The organism is Chryseobacterium cucumeris (genome assembly GCF_001593385.1).
Taxonomy (GTDB): Bacteria; Bacteroidota; Bacteroidia; order Flavobacteriales; family Weeksellaceae; genus Chryseobacterium; species Chryseobacterium cucumeris.
The window spans coordinates 129413-144951 of sequence record NZ_LUVZ01000034.1 but is presented as its reverse complement, the minus strand read 5'-3'; the positions used below and the strand labels follow the sequence as shown (position 1 = coordinate 144951).

Sequence of the window (15539 nt, the reverse complement as noted above, 5' to 3'; positions counted from 1 at the left end):
ACTCTAATAAATCCTTAGTTCACAATAGGTAAGAAAGTCGTAATTTTTAATCAATCCCTAATCCCTATAACCTCTCATCTGCCACCTAAAAAATGCTTAAAAATCAGCCATTTTGATTGATAAAAATCCTTCTTCTGATGGCTTTGACGAAGTTTCCAAGTTCCCGGAATGTGACTATAAAACGCAAAGTGAGCTCTCAATACAGCCCACAGATGGGAAATGCCATACTTAATTCCAAAATACACTCCGGCGATGCCATCTAAGCATAGTCTGATCAAAATTATCAAAATTACCTGTGGAAAGGGAAGGTTTTTAAGCATCATGGAAAGATTATTTCTCATGTTTAAATAAGTCTTCTGTGCACTCTGCTTGTTGAGTGTTCCACCACCTACATGATAAACTTTGGATTTTCCTGTATAATAAATCTTTTTCCCCGAATTGATAAGCCTCCAGCAAAGGTCAATTTCTTCCTGATGAGCAAAAAATCTGGCATCAAAACCATTCTGCTCCCAAAAATCTTTTGAACGGATAAAAAAGCAGCATCCTGATGCCCAGAAGATCTCTGTTTCATCATTATATTGGCCTTTATCTTCTTCCAGATCATCAAATACCCTTCCCCTGCAATAAGGATATCCAAGATTATCTATCAAGCCGCCGGCAGCTCCGGCAAATTCGAAATAACTTCTGTTATGATAAGATAAAATTTTGGGCTGTATTGCGGATATAGCTGGGTTGTTTTCTAACAATTCCAACACAGGTTCTGTCCAGTTCTCAGTAACTTCTACGTCAGAATTGAGAAGACAGTAATATTCATGTCTGATGGATTTTAATCCTTCATTATAGCCGCCTGCAAACCCATAGTTCTTATCATTTTTAATAATATGTACTGTAGGAAAATTCTTTTGTAGAAACTCAACAGAATCATCTGTAGAAAGATTGTCTATCACATAAATATCCGCATTCTGAGAAAATTGTACTACCCCCGGAAGAAATTTCCCAAGCCAGTTTCTGCCGTTCCAGTTTAAGATGGCAACTGCCAGTTTTTTCTGCATGTCAACCTATTTTTTTTCGGAATCAAAATTTTTGATAGAGTCCTGATATTTCCATTTTCTGTGTGACCAAAGGTAATTGTCAGGATATTTGTGTAAAGTGTTTTCCAGTAATTTATGAAATTTTCTCACGACCTCATTTTCTGTAAACTTTTCACCATCCGGATATATTCTGTGATAATTAACCTGATAATAACCACGTTTTACCTTTTTCATTTCACAATAGATGAATACAAGATCCATTCTTGTGGCCAGCCTGTCATAGCCTATGAAAGCAGGAGTACGTTGATTTAGAAATTCTAATCCGTAAGTGACATGAGCATGGTGAGGCGTTTGATCGGCTACAAACATATACGCTGAATCTCCGTTGTTTTTAGATCTGAAAATATTCAGAATAACCTCATTGGCTTCCAATGCTTCGTTTCCAAATTTGTTCCGGACTTTCTTCATCTGATTTTCCCAGAAATCACTGTTTACTTTTCTGTAAACGGGATGGCAGTGTGCCTGAGGAATAATTCTTGCCAGTGCATTGATCCATTCCCAATTGAAAACGTGGCCTGCCAAAAGAATAATATTTTTTCCTTCCTCTTTAGCTTCGTGAAATAAATGCTGATTGATATGCTGCATTCTCACTCGGGATTCTGTTTCCGAAATGCTGAAAGATTTGATGGTTTCTACCAGATAATCTGAAAAATTGAGGTAGAATTTTTTTCGGATCTCTTTGATCTCTTCTTCAGATTTGTTGGGAAAAGAGTTTTTAAGGTTTTGAGTAATAACCTCTTTTCTGTATCCTACAATATAATAATTAAGGAAGAAGATGACATCCGAAAAAACATATAATATTTTCAGCGGAAGCTTGGAGATCAGATATAATATTTTGATTAGAAAATTCATAAAACACGCAAATTTAGTGATAATAAAATTATGGTTCTATTTTTGCAGAAGGATATATATTATTTTTTTTACTTTTATATTATGAAAAAATTGATAATATTCGCTTTCCTGGGATTAAGTACTTTCGCTTTTTCACAAAATGCAAAAAATTCGCCCGAAAAAGGAAAACAAAAAACAGCTCTTATAGTACCTGCTGAGGAGGCTAAATTAGAAGCTCAGAAAAAGGCAGCTGAAGAAAAGGCTAAGCTTCCTAAACCTTACGATCCAAAAGCAGATGCTCAGGCAGATATTAATAAACTGGTTGCTCAAGCTAAGAAAGAAGGAAAGAATGTGATGATCCAGGCTGGTGGAAACTGGTGTATCTGGTGTCTTCGTTTTAATAATTACGTACAGACTACTCCTGAACTGAAGGAATTAGTAGATAAGAATTATGTATACTACCATCTGAACTTTTCTCCGGACAATAAGAATGAAAAGGTTTTTGCCCAGTATGGAAATCCGGGTGAAAAATTTGGTTATCCGGTTTTTATCGTTTTGGATAAGGATGGGAAAATGATTAAAGTTCAGCAAAGTGATGTTCTGGAAGAAGGAAAAGGGTACAGTAAAGAAAAAGTAAAAGAATTCTTTACTACCTGGGCCCCAAAGAAAGGATAAAAATATAAAACTGCTTCAGAAATGAGGCAGTTTTTATTTTTATGCATTGATTTATGAATATTTTATAATACAATTCGTTAAATCTGTACAAATATAACCTTCAGCATTACATTAATTTCTTTATCCAGCTTAATTTTTTCTCTGAATAAGGCGGATATTTGATATTCGGTTCTCCCCAGGTTGCTTTTTCAAGAACTGCTTTTGGGTGTGAAAAGGTTTCGAAACCATATTTTCCATGATAATTCCCAATTCCTGAATTGCCTACTCCTCCAAAAGGAAGATGATCATTGCTTAAATGCATCACAGTATCATTGATACAGCCTCCTCCAAACGACAATTTACGGGTGAAGTTTTCTTTTTCTTCAGAATCATTGGTGAAAAGATAAGCGGCCAGTGGTTTTTCAAGTTCTAGAACAGAATTAAGAGCTGCATTGTAACTTTGAAAACTGATGACAGGAAGGAGAGGTCCAAAAATTTCTTCCTGCATGATTTCGTCATTCCAGTCTATATGATTCAGAATTGTAGGCTCGATATAGAGTTTTTCTTCATCAAAATTTCCTCCTGAATAGATTTTTTCTTTATCAATTAGACGTACCAGGCGTTGAAAATTCCTTAGGTTAATAATTCTTGTATATTGTTCAGAGCCATGATCATATTTGAATTCTTTAATATATTTTCTGAGCATTTCCAGAAACTGCTCCTGAATGGTTTCTTCCACCAGTAGGTAATCGGGAGCTACACAAGTTTGTCCTGCATTGAGAAATTTTCCCCATACGATTCTTTTGGCTGCCATTTCGAGATTGGCATTTTTTGTAACAATAGCTGGAGATTTCCCACCGAGTTCCAGTGTTACAGGGGTAAGATGCTCTGCTGCTGCTTTGTATACAATTTTTCCGACTTTTGTACTTCCTGTAAAGAATATTTTATCAAACCTTAGTTTTAAAAGAGCGGTTGTCTCCTCAATACCTCCTTCATACACATACAGATATTCAGGCGGAAAGTTTTCATTGATGATTGCTGCCATTGCTTTCATTGTATTCTCTGCTATTTCACTAGGCTTCAGAATACAACAATTTCCGGCAGCTATTGCCGCAATAATTGGAGAAAGGGATAATTGATAAGGATAATTCCAGGCTCCGATGACGAGTATACAGCCAAGCGGGTCAGCGTAAATTTTACTGCTTCCCAGTTGGTTGACAAGATTGGTTCTGACTTTTTTAGGCTTTGAAAGGGATTTTAAATTTTTGATATAATAATTAATATCATTCAGAATAAAAGATAATTCTGTAGTGAAAGTATCAAATTTTGATTTTCCAAAATCTTTATTAATCGCTTCATACAGCCTATTTTCATTGAAAATAATAAGGTTTTTAAGCTTTTCAAGATACATTTTCCGGAAAGCTAAGCTTTTGGTTTGCTGTGTTGCAAAAAAATCTCTTTGCTTCAATAGAATACTCTCAATTTCCATCGGTGACTTTTATAATATTAAACGTTCTTATTTTCAGGATCGTATGGGTTAGAAATTTATTAATAATACTTAAATATTGATTTAAATAAAATCATTTTATATTATTTTTTAATTAATATAATGATAAATATTATAAAACTCATTATTTGGTGATAAAAATTTTGTAATTTTATTTATATAAAATTTAAGGATGAGAAAATTACTCTATTTATTCCCTTTATTCTTTTATTATTTCAGTTACGCACAATGTACAGGCTGCGATGTTCAAAATCCTACCGATCCCAATTATCATTTTCCTGATAATACAACAGTCTGCTTTACTTCCGACATGACATTCAATAATCCGACGTTCGGGACAAATGCTAAGATTTGCATTGCATCTGGTGTTACCTTGCAGTTTCAGAATAGTATAAGCGGAGCGGCCAATGCTCCTGCAAGACTTGAAGTACATGGAACACTCAATTTTAATCAGACCATAACGAGCGTTGCCAATCTCAATGTTCATGTTTTTGATACCGGGAATATAACAGTAGGCGGAGGGAATGGAAATCTCACCATTGACGGACAGATCAATGAAATTGTCAATGAGGGGCTCATAGAACTGGGAGTTTTGCAATTAGGAAATAATTCCAACAATAAGATTGATAATTTTGGAAATCTGAATATTAACGGAAACCTGAATATGAGCAGCTCTGCTACCACTTTATTCAGGAACGAAGGGGGCGGATTGATATTTATTGGCGGTAATTACGGGAATAACGAACAGAGTGTGTATGTCAATTGTGGAACCATTATCTCTCAGAACGGATTTAATATTAATGGCGGTAAAATTATCAATACTGGAATTTTTACAGTTGGGGGAGATATTAATTTGTCCGGAAGCAGCAGCGAAATTTACAATTTTGGACTTTTTACCTCTACGGGAAATATGAATAATGCCCCTTCTGATGCTGTTATTTATAATGAAGGAGAACTGGCGCTGAACCAGTATCAAGGTGGAAATGCTGCCATTCAGGGACCTGCTTCATCCACAAAAAAAGGATATATAGTGTTGCAAAATCCTATTCAGGTGGGAAATGTTGTGATTGGTCCTAATCTCGATTTCCGAAGAACTACAGGAGGATCTGACCCAGGCACGGTTTTCATGAACAGTAATCCAGGTTTTCTGACGAATGTTACCTATGATTGTGCTTCTACCAACAGCTGTAGTGCACCTTTGATCATTAATCCCGGATTTTGTCCTGCCATTAATGGAGATTTGCCGCCAATGGCGGTAGATGACACCTATACTATCGTTGCAGGAGGATCTTCTGCAGGAATTGTTCTGGATAACGATTTTGAAACGTATGGTGGAGCACAGGCAACCCTTTCCAATGTTATTTTATCTCAGGTATCCACCTCAAATTCCAATATTTCATTGAATACTACGGATGGACATATTCTGGCAGCTCCGGGAACTCCTCCAGGCAATTATACTTTAGTCTATCAGATCTGTCAGACCGCTTCTCCGTCAAATTGTGATACAGCAACGGTAACCGTTACAATTCAGGGGACTGTACCTTGTTATAAACCTGCTGCTACAGCAGGAGCTGTTCTTACTCCGGATTTTGGAATTACTTCATTAAGCAGGGCTGATAAAGGAGGAAACAACTGGCCTGGTGTAAGAAAAGGAGCTTGGGCTGTACTGGAATCAAAGAATAAAGGTTTTGTTCTTAACAGACTTACCGATGTTCAGGTAGCAGCTATCCCACAGGCAGACCTTAAAGAAGGAATGATCATTTATAATACGACACAAAATTGTCTGCAGGTTAATATTGACGGAACTGCCACAGGCTGGAAATGTTTCAATACCCAAACCTGTCCGGATTAATAAAAACCTAATTCGTTATGAAAAAAATAGTCTCAATCATTATAATAACAGCATCCGGAATCTTTAATGCTCAGGTTGCTTTAGGAAAAACGACATTAGAATCAGCTTCATCATCTATTGAGTTTGGAAATGAAAACCGTGGTATTGTTCTTCCTTGGGTAACAGATACTTCCGGTATTCAAAACGTGGTGAATGGCACATTGATATTCGATATTTCAGACATGAAAGTGAAAGTCTATCAGAATAATCTTTGGAAAGATCTTTCAGTAGACACAACTGGTAATGCTGACACGAGTCTTCAGGATAATTTGACAGATCAGCCTGAAGCAAAGGTTTCTGTAGGAACACCGTCATCCGTTTCCGGAATTCTGGTGCTTGAAGATAGTAATAAAGCCATGATTTTACCAAAAGTAACTTCTCCTCACCTTAATATTATCTCACCTGCTGCCGGTATGATGGTTTATGATACTCAGAAAAAGCAACTGGCTGTTTTCAACGGAACAGTATGGTCTTTTTGGGGAGAGTAATTCTACATAATATTTCGTACTGCTATTTTTACAGGATGATACAATAGTAGCCCAATTGCAGTAATAAGAGCCAGCCAGAACAGGCCCGTGAAAATTTCCATATTGGAAAGCAGAATAGACTGAGCTGTTATTTTAGCTTTAAAAGCGCCTGTTGTCATGGATAAAGAATCATTCACTGGCAGTTTTGAAATATTAGCACCGAAAATCTGGCTCCATTGATTGTAAAAAACAGGATTGGTGTCTGTAAGGTTAGCGCTGAGTGCATCGGAATGTTTTAGTGTTAAAAATAACATCAGGTTTTGCATCAGAGCATATCCGATAGCTGTTGTCCAGAATCGGGTTGTTGTACCCAACGCAGTAGCATTGGATACATATTCTTCTGGAGTTCCTGAAATCAGAAAGAAAACAAGAGGTGTAAATAAGAATCCCTGAGCAACACCCTGCAGAAATAAAGGAGGACAGATTGTAGAAAGGGTAGTGTCAGGATAAAAAGTATAGGTAAACCATGCACAATCTATGGCCAGTAAAAGAAATCCGGTGAAGAAAACAATTCTTGATGATACTCCGCGAACCAGACAGATTCCTGACAACAAAATACCCAAAAGAGTTCCTGCTACATTCCAGTACTGGATGTTCACAATATAATCCCAGGGCCATTTCCATACGGTAGCCATGATGCTGTAGACATTATTCAGTCCGGAACGGATCAGATAAAAGATGAAAAACAGGATCATTCCTGCAATGACATTTTTAGAACTGAAAACTTCGAAATGGAACAACGGTCTCTTGGAATTTCTTTGCTTAAGCATAAATAGGCCTCCGGAAAGAAGAAATATAAACAGACACATGATAATAGTATCAGACTCGAACCACATCAGTCTTTTACCATAAATAATGGCATAGCCGCCAGCCTGCAGGCATACCCAAAGAAGAAACCAGCTTGTAATATCCAATTGATACAAAGGTTTTTTAGGAAAAAACCGGTTTCTGTTGAACAGAGCAATACCGATGATCAGTACAAACACATGGAAGTAGACCATCATCAGAACCATATGTTGGAAATCGTAATCTTCAATACTTGATTTTAACAGGGAAGTCGTAATAGTTCCTCCGGTCAGCATAATCGTATACATAAAAAGATATGCTAAGACTTTGGCGTGCTTTGTTTTTAATTCTGCGATAATTAAAGGCAGGAAAATGGCACCTTCGAGCAAACCGAAAATTCCTTCCAAAAACCGGATCACCAATATCATATGATAATCATTGGTGACTGATAAAATATAAAGAATAATCACCGAAATAGAGGCCATCAGCAAAACATAGTATTTCACGCTGAAATAGGCCATAAATCTCTGTAATACTAAAAGGGTAACCACAAATGTCCCATACATCAAAATCATTAAATACTGGATGTCATCTGAATCTACATCCATAAAAGAAGATGTGAAGGCGCTGTTAGAATGTAAAAGCGACAACAACATCAGGTGGGGAAACAATGCCAGTATAAGAAGAGGCAGTTTCAGCCATTGTGGTACCCATTTATGATAAACTGTATTATGTTGCATAATTTTTATGGTGATAAAAAGCAAAAAATCGTTTTTCTGCTGTTTAATCTGAATGAAAAATGCGAAAAGACAAAGGGCAAAAGGGGGTAAAAGTAAAAGGTAAAACGGCAAATATGCTTGAAGAAAAAATTGGCAGATTTGCTATTTTGCGGTTTGCCTTTTCGCTAAAAAAATAATTTAATTTGAAAATTTGAAATTGGGAGAATTTGAAAGTTAAATTAAACCGAATATTTTATACTCTAATACTCTCAAACACTCCCACTTTCAAACTTAAATCTTCTTCGCGCTCACCAGAACATTCATTCCGGAAAGCAGCTTTTCATTGTTTTTGTTATTATCCAGAATAATTTTTACGGGAAATCTCTGTTCTATTTTCACAAAGTTTCCCGTTGCATTATCTGGTTTAACTAAGGAAAATTGAGATCCTGATGCGGGAGAAACGGAAAGAATTTTCCCTTTAAACTCAACATTGGGATAAGCATCCGCAGTAATAATTACTTCCTTGCTCTGATCAATCTGCCCAAGCTGTGTTTCTTTGTAATTGGCAATGATCCATTTCTCTTTGCTCACGATTTGTACCAAAGCCTGTCCTTCTTTAATCAACTGTCCTTCCTGAATGGTCTTCTTTCCTACCCATCCGTCATAAGGAGCCGTAATTACCGTATAAGAAAGATAAAGCTTCGCATTGTTAAGACTGGCAGAACTCTGCTTGATCTGGCTTTTTACAGGGGCAACTTTGGTTTGTTGTTCGTTCGCTCCGGCTTTTACTGCATTTTTCTGCTGTTCCAATGCCAAAAGATTGGCTTTTGACTGTTCATAAGAAGCCTTTACATTTTCAAATTCCTGTTCTGTGGCCGCATCTTCTGTTAACAGATTTTTATATCTTTTGTAATCCTGTTCTGTTCTCCAAATGTCAATTTTTGCTGAAGCAATTTTAGCATCAATAATCTTTGTATCACTTTCTTTGGTGCTGACACCGCTTTCAATGGTGCTGATTGTTGCTGTATTGGCATGAAGATTCGCTTCAGCCATATGTACCTGATTCACAAACTCTCTGTTGTCAATGACGATTAATGTATCACCTTTATGTACAAACTGGTTTTCGTTAAACTTTATCGTTTTGATAAACCCTGAAACCTTACTGGATACAGGCGTAATATATTGCTCGATCTGCGCATCATTCGTCGTCACATTTTTTCTCGAAAAAAGATAAAAGCTTACCATTCCTGTGATTCCACTGATGATCAGGATCCAGGCCAGTAAAGTAATGGACTTGTTGATTCTTTTTTCTTTTTGTGTCAATTGTTTCTGTGCCATAGTTTTTATAAGTTCCCAATTGTATATTGGAGTTGGTAATATTTAAGTTGTCGGTTAATTTTTACGGAAATAAGATTAGATTCAGCTTCCAGATACGTATTGTCTGCATCTATCAGTTCAGTAATAAGGCTAAGCTTATTGGCATACTTTGTTCTTACAATACGATAATTTTCTTTAGCCTGATTAATTGCTTCTTCAGCAATTTTTACCTTCTGGTCTGTCTCTTCAAACTTTTTATAAGCCTCATAAACATTGTGTCTTACATTTTCCTCGTTTTCTTCAATCTGAAGTTTGGCAAGATCAATATTTTCCCGTGCTTCCTGCATTCTGTATTTATTTTTGTACAGATTTTCGATAGGATAGGTAAGATTTATCCCCACCATTCCCAGACGATATGCGTAGGGTTCGGGAGGAAAGAACATCATATTCGGATATTTTAAAAAATATTCACCGCCAGCTGTAATTTTAGGTAAATAATTAGCTTTGGTAATCTTTTGATCCAATTCTTTCAGGGAAAGATTCTTATGGGTAATTTCAACAGATTCATTTTTGTTTAAAGCAGTTTCTGTAAGTTCATCAACATAAGGAATGGCAGCATTGTCTGAAATAAGATCTTCTGTGTTGACATGTATTTCCTGATTTTCAGGAAGCGAAAGAATTGTTTTCAGTTTGTGTTCTGCGATCTGAATATCATTATCCAGTTCCGTCCAGCTCATTTTGTGATTGGACAACTGAAGTGATGTTCTTAAGACTTCATTGACCGTTACAACACCATTAGCTTTCAAAGCTTTTACCTGCTTGATGTTTACAGAATCTTCCTTCATTTTATCATTAATCAGACTCTGTTGCTCTTTTAAATGATGGATCTGTAGAAAAGCAGTAATAATGGTCATTTTAAGCTGTCTCTCATCGAGATGGGTTTTTAAAGCTGAAATTTCAGTATCTATAGCCGCTTTCTTTTCCGTATTTTTAATTTTTCCTCCCATGTACACCGGAATTGAAGCGGATAATGTAAAATCATACATTCCATTAATCACATCGTACTTGGTCGCTTTATTAAATACACCATTTTGATGCTGGAACAGGTTGGTGACCTGATTATAGCTTGTATGAAATTCAATATCCGGAAGTTTCTCCATCTTGAGGTCTTTCTCTTTGGTAACGGACATTTCCTGTTTCAGATGACTGATCTGTATGTTTTTATTATTTTTCAAACCAATCTCTATAGCTTGCTTTAAGCCGAGATGCTGGTAATCGATCATCTGTGAATGTAAAAAACTGCTCAATAATAAGCACAACGCAATGCACATATACCGGCATGCGTTCAATATGATATTCATAAATTAATTAAAGGATTTTTGCTAAAATGATTTTGATGCAGCAAAGTTACGGTGAGAAGCCACAGACCCTATTTGTGAAAACAGAAAAAGATTTGCTCATTTACGCCAATTTGGAAATTCTTCTTACCTTTATGGAATGAACAACAGCCATTTTAAAGCGGTAGAAGAAGATGATGCCGAATTTTACATCTATCATGTTCTTACCGGAAATGTTACCACAGAGATTCATTATCACAGTTCAGCACAATTAGTCTATGCAGAAGGCGGTATTGTGCATGTTTTTACGGATCAGAAACACTGGTATCTTCCTGCCAGATGCTTTATGTGGATTCCTGCCGGTACACCACATTATATTTTTTCAACCAGCCCAAAGGTTTATTTGTATAACTTTTATTTTAAAAAAGAAGAGAATGAAAGTGGCTTTTTTGATGAAATCAATATTTATTCCGTCAATAATCTCCTTAGGGAAATGATTTTCTATACTAAAGACTGGGATGGGAAAATCACAAAAAATGATACCTCAAAATATTATTTTCTCAAAGCTCTTAAAGGAGTTTTACATGAAAAGAAACATAAACATCTGGCATTTCCGATACAGCATCCTTTCCCAAAAGATGAAACATTGCTGAAGATTGCAAGATATATTCATGCTAACCTTGAGAAGCCTCTTACGATTGAATCTACGGCAAAAGAATTTGGGATGAGTACAAGAACCCTTTCCAGGAAATTTAAAGAGATTCTGGGCATGAATTACGTTCGCTTTCTGAGAGCGTTGAGAATTACCCGTTCCCTTGAGCTGATGCTGGAAGGAAAATACAATATGTATGAGATTGCCATGATGGTAGGGTACAACAGCCTCTCGTCTTTCAGTAATATCTTCAAAAAGGTAATTGGAATGGCCCCTACGGAATATCAGCATAAATTGAGAGGGGATAAGTAGTGAGTTGGAGGGGTGAGAGTTTGAGATTCGGGTTACGGGGTGTGAGGTAACGGTTTATAGTGTGGAATAGATTTTCCTACCTGTTCTTCGTACAGGTTGTTAAAAATATAATTTAACGAGTAATAGCTGTTAAGATTTCCTATATTCCCCTTCCCTGAAGGGGTGGATTTTTGCAAAGCAAAAAGACGGGGTAGTTAATATCAATCTTACTTCAAAGTCACCCTATACAAAAGAAAAACCACCTCAATAAATTGAAGTGGTCTTGTATTGTGAGAAATTCTCAGTTGCTTATTAAGCTTCTTCAGTTTTAGCTTCTTCTTTTTTAGGAGCTGCTTCCACTGGAGCATCAGATACGATATCAAACTCGTAGTTGTACTCAACATTTCTGTGAAGTCTGATAAGAGCTGCGAATTTACCAGTTCTCTTGATCGTGTTACCAGGAATTTTGATGTATTTTTTCTCTACAGAAACACCAGCTTTTTCTAAAGCAGCAGATAGATCAGCATTGTTGATAGATCCGAATAATTTGTCACCAGCACCTACTTTTGCAGGGATCGTGATAGAAGTTTTCTTCAATTGCTCAACTACAGCGTTAGCAGCAGCGATTAATTTAGCTTCTTCTTCTTTTCTAGCTTCTAATGTAGCTTCTAAAGCAGCTTTGTTTTTAGGCGTAGCTAAAAGAGCAATTCCTTGAGGAATTAAGAAGTTTCTAGCATAACCTGGCTTTACGTTTACTGTATCAAACTCAAGTCCTAAGTTTTCTACGTCTTTTTTTAGGATAATTTCCATTGTTGTTGTCCTTTTTAAGATTTTAGGTTGTATCTAAAATCAAGTTAGAATTAATGATGTATTCAGCAACAAAAGAAGAGGAAAAACCTCTTCTCTTATTTATTTTTGTCTTATTTCAATAAGTCAGCTACGTATGGTAGTAAAGCAAGGTGTCTTGCTCTTTTGATAGCAGCAGAAACTTTTCTTTGGTATTTTAAAGAAGTTCCGGTGTATCTTCTTGGTAAAATTTTACCTTGCTCGTTTACAAATTGTAATAAGAAATCAGCATCTTTGTAATCAACGTGCTTAATTCCGTATTTTTTGAATCTACAATATTTCTTTTCAGATTTTGTATTGATATCAAGTGGAGTAAGGAATTTTACTTCTGATTCTCCTCCTGCTGAGGCTTGTTTAGCCATTTCATCTATTGCCATGTCTTGTCTTTTTTAAAAAATAGGGTTAATAATTAAGCTTTAGCTGCTTTTACTTTAGCTCTTCTTGTTACAGCGTACTCTACAGCGTGCTTGTCAAGTTTTGTAGTAAGGTAACGGATTACTCTTTCGTCACGCTTAAATGCTAATTCTAAATCAGCAACTACAGTACCTTCTCCTTTAAATTCGATTAAAGTATAGAACCCATTCTTTTTCAATTGAATTGGGTAAGCTAATTTTTTTAATCCCCAGTTTTCTTTAGCAACGATTTCGCAGTTCTTTTCTTTGATTAGATCTACATACTTGTTCACTGCTTCCTCTACCTGTGCCTCAGATAGAACGGGAGTTAAAATGAAAACAGTTTCGTAATTGTTCATAATGTTAAAAAATTTGTTAATTATTTCGAGGTGCAAAAGTAGAAAATATATTTCTTATATGCAAGAGATCTGTGAAATAGTTGATGATTCCTGAGATTAATTATTCCCCTTTGCTATGAATTCCTGCATTCTGTTCATCCTGGTTTCTTATTTCCGTCAGAAAATTCACCTTCAAAACATCATACAAAGAATGTCTGCTTACCAGGATGGAAGCAATAGAAGAGATCATTCCGGCAAGCATCAGATGGAATATCAGGGAATGTCTGTCTGTCATTTCCAGTACAATAATGGCTGAAGTAAACGGAGCCCTTGTTATGCCGGTAAGAAAGGCAACCATTCCTGCCAGAATCACCACATTGGTTTCGTTGGGTGTTAAATGAATAATTCCTGAAATAACAGAACCTATACTTGCTCCCGCAGTAAGAGCCGGAGCAAAAATTCCGCCGGCACCTCCGGAAGTAAAGGAAAGGGCAGGCCCCAGCATTCTGAGGATAGGAACATACCAGTCTTCGTGCTTATCTTTGGTAAAAAGGACACGCTCCATAATTTCTTTTCCGGAGCCCAGTACTTCTCTGTTGATAAAATAGGCGATGGAAGCGATAATTAAGGCACAAATGATCAGAAATACCACGTTGGCTTTATCTGTTTTCAGTTTTTTCTTCTTCCAGCTATTGATTTTAAGCATGGTAACAGATAGCTGGCTGGCCATAATGCCAGCAGTAGCAGCAACTAGTATGATCGGAAGCATAACCATTAAGGAAACATCATTGGTCTTCGGATATCCCAGATATAAATAAGATCCTGCCAATGTTTGTGCTGTAAGACCTGCAATGATTACCGCCGTAAACAAGGCTGTTTTGAAGTAATTGATATGGGTTTTTGACAGCTCTTCCACAGCGAAAACAATTCCTCCCAACGGAGTATTGAACGCTGCAGCAAGTCCTGCTGCCGCTCCCGTCATAATCATATTTTTTTTGGAAATCTTTGGCCACCATTCGGGAAGATATTCATTCACTTTTCTGAAAACAGAGCCGGCAATCTGAATGGTAGGGCCTTCACGTCCTACAGCGCCTCCTCCGATGACCAGAACAACAGAAGAAAGTATTTTGAAAAAAATAATCTTAATACTTAAAAGATTCCGGATTTTCCTATGTTCTTTCGGGTTAGCCAGTTCTACAGCTGCCATCACTTGCGGAATACCACTTCCTTTGGCATTGGGAGCAAATTCTTTCACCAGCCACCAGGAAAGTACAAATCCAACAGGTGCAATAATAAAGATCATCCATGCGTGCCAGTCGAAAATGAAATTCATCAGATGTTCGCCCCATGCAAATACCTGTGCGTACATCACAGCAAAAAAGCCTGTTATGACAGATCCTATCCAAAAGGGAATGGCCTGAAGCAGATTATGCTTAAGCTGTTCATTCCGGATATTGTCGAAAGAATTTTTGAGGGATCTTTTTATGAGGGTAAAAATTTTCAGCATCTGCAGGTTTTGAGGGATGAAATTACGGTAAATTTTGGAAATTATATTTCGTTTAAAAACTTTGAGGTGATTTCAGCATTTTCAACCGTAAGAATATCAGGTATACCAAAACTTAAAATGCTGTTTCTGACTTCAAGCTTAAAGCCTTCATCAGAGAAGCTTTTTATTGTTTCTTTTCTTTTTTGGGTTAAAAAGCTCATGGTTTTAAACGAATCACTTCCCACGACATAAAAATCTTTAAAGTCAGGATCTTTAAAATTAATAGAGAAACTGTTGAAGATTCCTGCAATCTTATCCATTAGCTTCTTTTTATTAATGGAAATATACCCAAAATCTTCTTCAAGTTTTTTTAATCCCCAAAGCTGGATAGTGTCATATTTACGATCTAAACGTCCGCCTTTGGAATTTATTCCCACTTTACTGACGATAAAAAGATAGAAAGAGTTATTGCTGTTATTCATATCCTTCACCAGGTAACAGATGCGTGGAATAAATAACGGATACATATCAAAAGAGCTGAACTGTTCATATGGGGACTCTTTGACATCAATGACAGTAATATCATACGATAGAGAAAGCAGATCATAGATTTCAGTAATGAGTTTTTCATCCTGTTCTGTGAAATCAAAAAACCTTGTGACATCATATTTCCTGTAATCCGGATCCATTTTTCTCAATAATATTTTGTTTAAAAATAATGCTAATCAATCTAATTTCCAAAAAATTAATACAGTGTATAAATATTTAAATAATTGATGATTTGATAGGTGATTGTTGATTTTGTTGAATATTTGGTATTTATTCAATGGGATATTTAGTGTTTAGGACGTTGTTAAGCTTAAGTAGTAAAAAA

The 15539-nt window shown here is 36.3% G+C and carries 15 protein-coding genes; 4 read left to right on the top strand and 11 right to left on the bottom strand.

What is annotated here, in order from left to right; translation table 11 throughout:
• Positions 1–74 precede the first annotated feature (74 nt).
• Positions 75–1052, bottom strand: a complete 978-nt coding sequence (locus A1704_RS15835; RefSeq protein ID WP_062675051.1) for a glycosyltransferase family 2 protein — start codon at positions 1050–1052, stop codon at positions 75–77.
• Between the two features lie 6 nt (positions 1053–1058).
• Complete coding sequence (locus tag A1704_RS15830; protein ID WP_062675049.1) at positions 1059–1943, bottom strand: lysophospholipid acyltransferase family protein; 885 nt, start codon at positions 1941–1943, stop codon at positions 1059–1061.
• Positions 1944–2024: 81 nt separating this feature from the next.
• On the opposite strand from A1704_RS15830, the gene A1704_RS15825 reads away from it, so the two are divergent.
• The gene (locus A1704_RS15825; RefSeq protein WP_062675047.1) at positions 2025–2597 is read left to right on the top strand and encodes a thioredoxin family protein; all 573 of its coding nucleotides are present in this window, start codon (positions 2025–2027) and stop codon (positions 2595–2597) included.
• Positions 2598–2703: 106 nt separating this feature from the next.
• On the opposite strand, the gene A1704_RS15820 is transcribed toward A1704_RS15825, so the two are convergent.
• On the bottom strand, positions 2704–4065 hold the full coding sequence (locus A1704_RS15820) for an aldehyde dehydrogenase (RefSeq protein WP_062675045.1): 1362 nt from the start codon (positions 4063–4065) through the stop codon (positions 2704–2706).
• A gap of 190 nt (positions 4066–4255) precedes the next feature.
• On the opposite strand from A1704_RS15820, the gene A1704_RS15815 reads away from it, so the two are divergent.
• Positions 4256–5935, top strand: a complete 1680-nt coding sequence (locus A1704_RS15815; protein WP_062675044.1) for a hypothetical protein — start codon at positions 4256–4258, stop codon at positions 5933–5935.
• Positions 5936–5952: 17 nt separating this feature from the next.
• A complete protein-coding gene (locus tag A1704_RS15810; RefSeq protein WP_062675041.1) occupies positions 5953–6462 on the top strand; it encodes a hypothetical protein in 510 nt (169 codons plus the stop codon).
• A gap of 2 nt (positions 6463–6464) precedes the next feature.
• On the opposite strand, the gene A1704_RS15805 is transcribed toward A1704_RS15810, so the two are convergent.
• The 3 genes from A1704_RS15805 to A1704_RS15795 all read right to left on the bottom strand — a co-directional run bounded on the left by A1704_RS15805 (position 6465) and on the right by A1704_RS15795 (position 10606).
• A complete protein-coding gene (locus tag A1704_RS15805) occupies positions 6465–8027 on the bottom strand; it encodes an MFS transporter (protein WP_062675039.1) in 1563 nt (520 codons plus the stop codon).
• Between the two features lie 270 nt (positions 8028–8297).
• Positions 8298–9344, bottom strand: a complete 1047-nt coding sequence (locus A1704_RS15800; RefSeq protein ID WP_062675037.1) for an HlyD family secretion protein — start codon at positions 9342–9344, stop codon at positions 8298–8300.
• A 5-nt stretch (positions 9345–9349) separates the two neighbouring features.
• Positions 9350–10606 (bottom strand): TolC family protein, encoded by a 1257-nt coding sequence (locus A1704_RS15795; protein WP_062675035.1) that lies wholly within the window; start codon positions 10604–10606, stop codon positions 9350–9352.
• Positions 10607–10820: 214 nt separating this feature from the next.
• On the opposite strand from A1704_RS15795, the gene A1704_RS15790 reads away from it, so the two are divergent.
• The gene (locus tag A1704_RS15790; RefSeq protein WP_062675033.1) at positions 10821–11624 is read left to right on the top strand and encodes a helix-turn-helix domain-containing protein; all 804 of its coding nucleotides are present in this window, start codon (positions 10821–10823) and stop codon (positions 11622–11624) included.
• Positions 11625–11915: 291 nt separating this feature from the next.
• Here A1704_RS15790 and rplI read toward each other — a convergent pair whose 3' ends face one another.
• The 5 genes from rplI to A1704_RS15765 form a co-directional block, all read right to left on the bottom strand.
• Positions 11916–12413 carry a 50S ribosomal protein L9 gene (gene rplI, locus A1704_RS15785; protein ID WP_047429787.1) on the bottom strand — a complete coding sequence of 166 codons (498 nt, stop codon included), beginning with the start codon at positions 12411–12413 and terminating at the stop codon, positions 11916–11918.
• Positions 12414–12523: 110 nt separating this feature from the next.
• Positions 12524–12826, bottom strand: a complete 303-nt coding sequence (rpsR, locus tag A1704_RS15780; protein ID WP_002979091.1) for a 30S ribosomal protein S18 — start codon at positions 12824–12826, stop codon at positions 12524–12526.
• Positions 12827–12858: 32 nt separating this feature from the next.
• On the bottom strand, positions 12859–13200 hold the full coding sequence (gene rpsF, locus A1704_RS15775; RefSeq protein WP_034695444.1) for a 30S ribosomal protein S6: 342 nt from the start codon (positions 13198–13200) through the stop codon (positions 12859–12861).
• A 100-nt stretch (positions 13201–13300) separates the two neighbouring features.
• Positions 13301–14686 (bottom strand): chloride channel protein, encoded by a 1386-nt coding sequence (locus tag A1704_RS15770; RefSeq protein WP_062675031.1) that lies wholly within the window; start codon positions 14684–14686, stop codon positions 13301–13303.
• A gap of 41 nt (positions 14687–14727) precedes the next feature.
• On the bottom strand, positions 14728–15363 hold the full coding sequence (locus tag A1704_RS15765; protein WP_131797521.1) for a hypothetical protein: 636 nt from the start codon (positions 15361–15363) through the stop codon (positions 14728–14730).
• Positions 15364–15539: the final 176 nt, after the last annotated feature.

Excerpts from the sequence above, each read along its gene's own strand:
- A1704_RS15830 (WP_062675049.1), bottom strand. The coding sequence starts at position 1,943 with ATGAATTTTCTAATCAAAATATTATATCTGATCTCCAAGCTTCCGCTG.
- A1704_RS15795 (WP_062675035.1), bottom strand. The coding sequence starts at position 10,606 with ATGATCGATTACCAGCATCTCGGCTTAAAGCAAGCTATAGAGATTGGT.
- A1704_RS15790 (WP_062675033.1), top strand. The coding sequence starts at position 10,821 with ATGAACAACAGCCATTTTAAAGCGGTAGAAGAAGATGATGCCGAATTT.
- A1704_RS15820 (WP_062675045.1), bottom strand. The coding sequence starts at position 4,065 with ATGGAAATTGAGAGTATTCTATTGAAGCAAAGAGATTTTTTTGCAACA.
- A1704_RS15805 (WP_062675039.1), bottom strand. The coding sequence starts at position 8,027 with ATGCAACATAATACAGTTTATCATAAATGGGTACCACAATGGCTGAAA.
- A1704_RS15810 (WP_062675041.1), top strand. The coding sequence starts at position 5,953 with ATGAAAAAAATAGTCTCAATCATTATAATAACAGCATCCGGAATCTTT.
- A1704_RS15835 (WP_062675051.1), bottom strand. The coding sequence starts at position 1,052 with ATGCAGAAAAAACTGGCAGTTGCCATCTTAAACTGGAACGGCAGAAAC.
- A1704_RS15770 (WP_062675031.1), bottom strand. The coding sequence starts at position 14,686 with ATGCTGAAAATTTTTACCCTCATAAAAAGATCCCTCAAAAATTCTTTC.
- A1704_RS15800 (WP_062675037.1), bottom strand. The coding sequence starts at position 9,344 with ATGGCACAGAAACAATTGACACAAAAAGAAAAAAGAATCAACAAGTCC.
- rpsR (WP_002979091.1), bottom strand. The coding sequence starts at position 12,826 with ATGGCAATAGATGAAATGGCTAAACAAGCCTCAGCAGGAGGAGAATCA.
- A1704_RS15825 (WP_062675047.1), top strand. The coding sequence starts at position 2,025 with ATGAAAAAATTGATAATATTCGCTTTCCTGGGATTAAGTACTTTCGCT.
- rpsF (WP_034695444.1), bottom strand. The coding sequence starts at position 13,200 with ATGAACAATTACGAAACTGTTTTCATTTTAACTCCCGTTCTATCTGAG.
- rplI (WP_047429787.1), bottom strand. The coding sequence starts at position 12,413 with ATGGAAATTATCCTAAAAAAAGACGTAGAAAACTTAGGACTTGAGTTT.
- A1704_RS15815 (WP_062675044.1), top strand. The coding sequence starts at position 4,256 with ATGAGAAAATTACTCTATTTATTCCCTTTATTCTTTTATTATTTCAGT.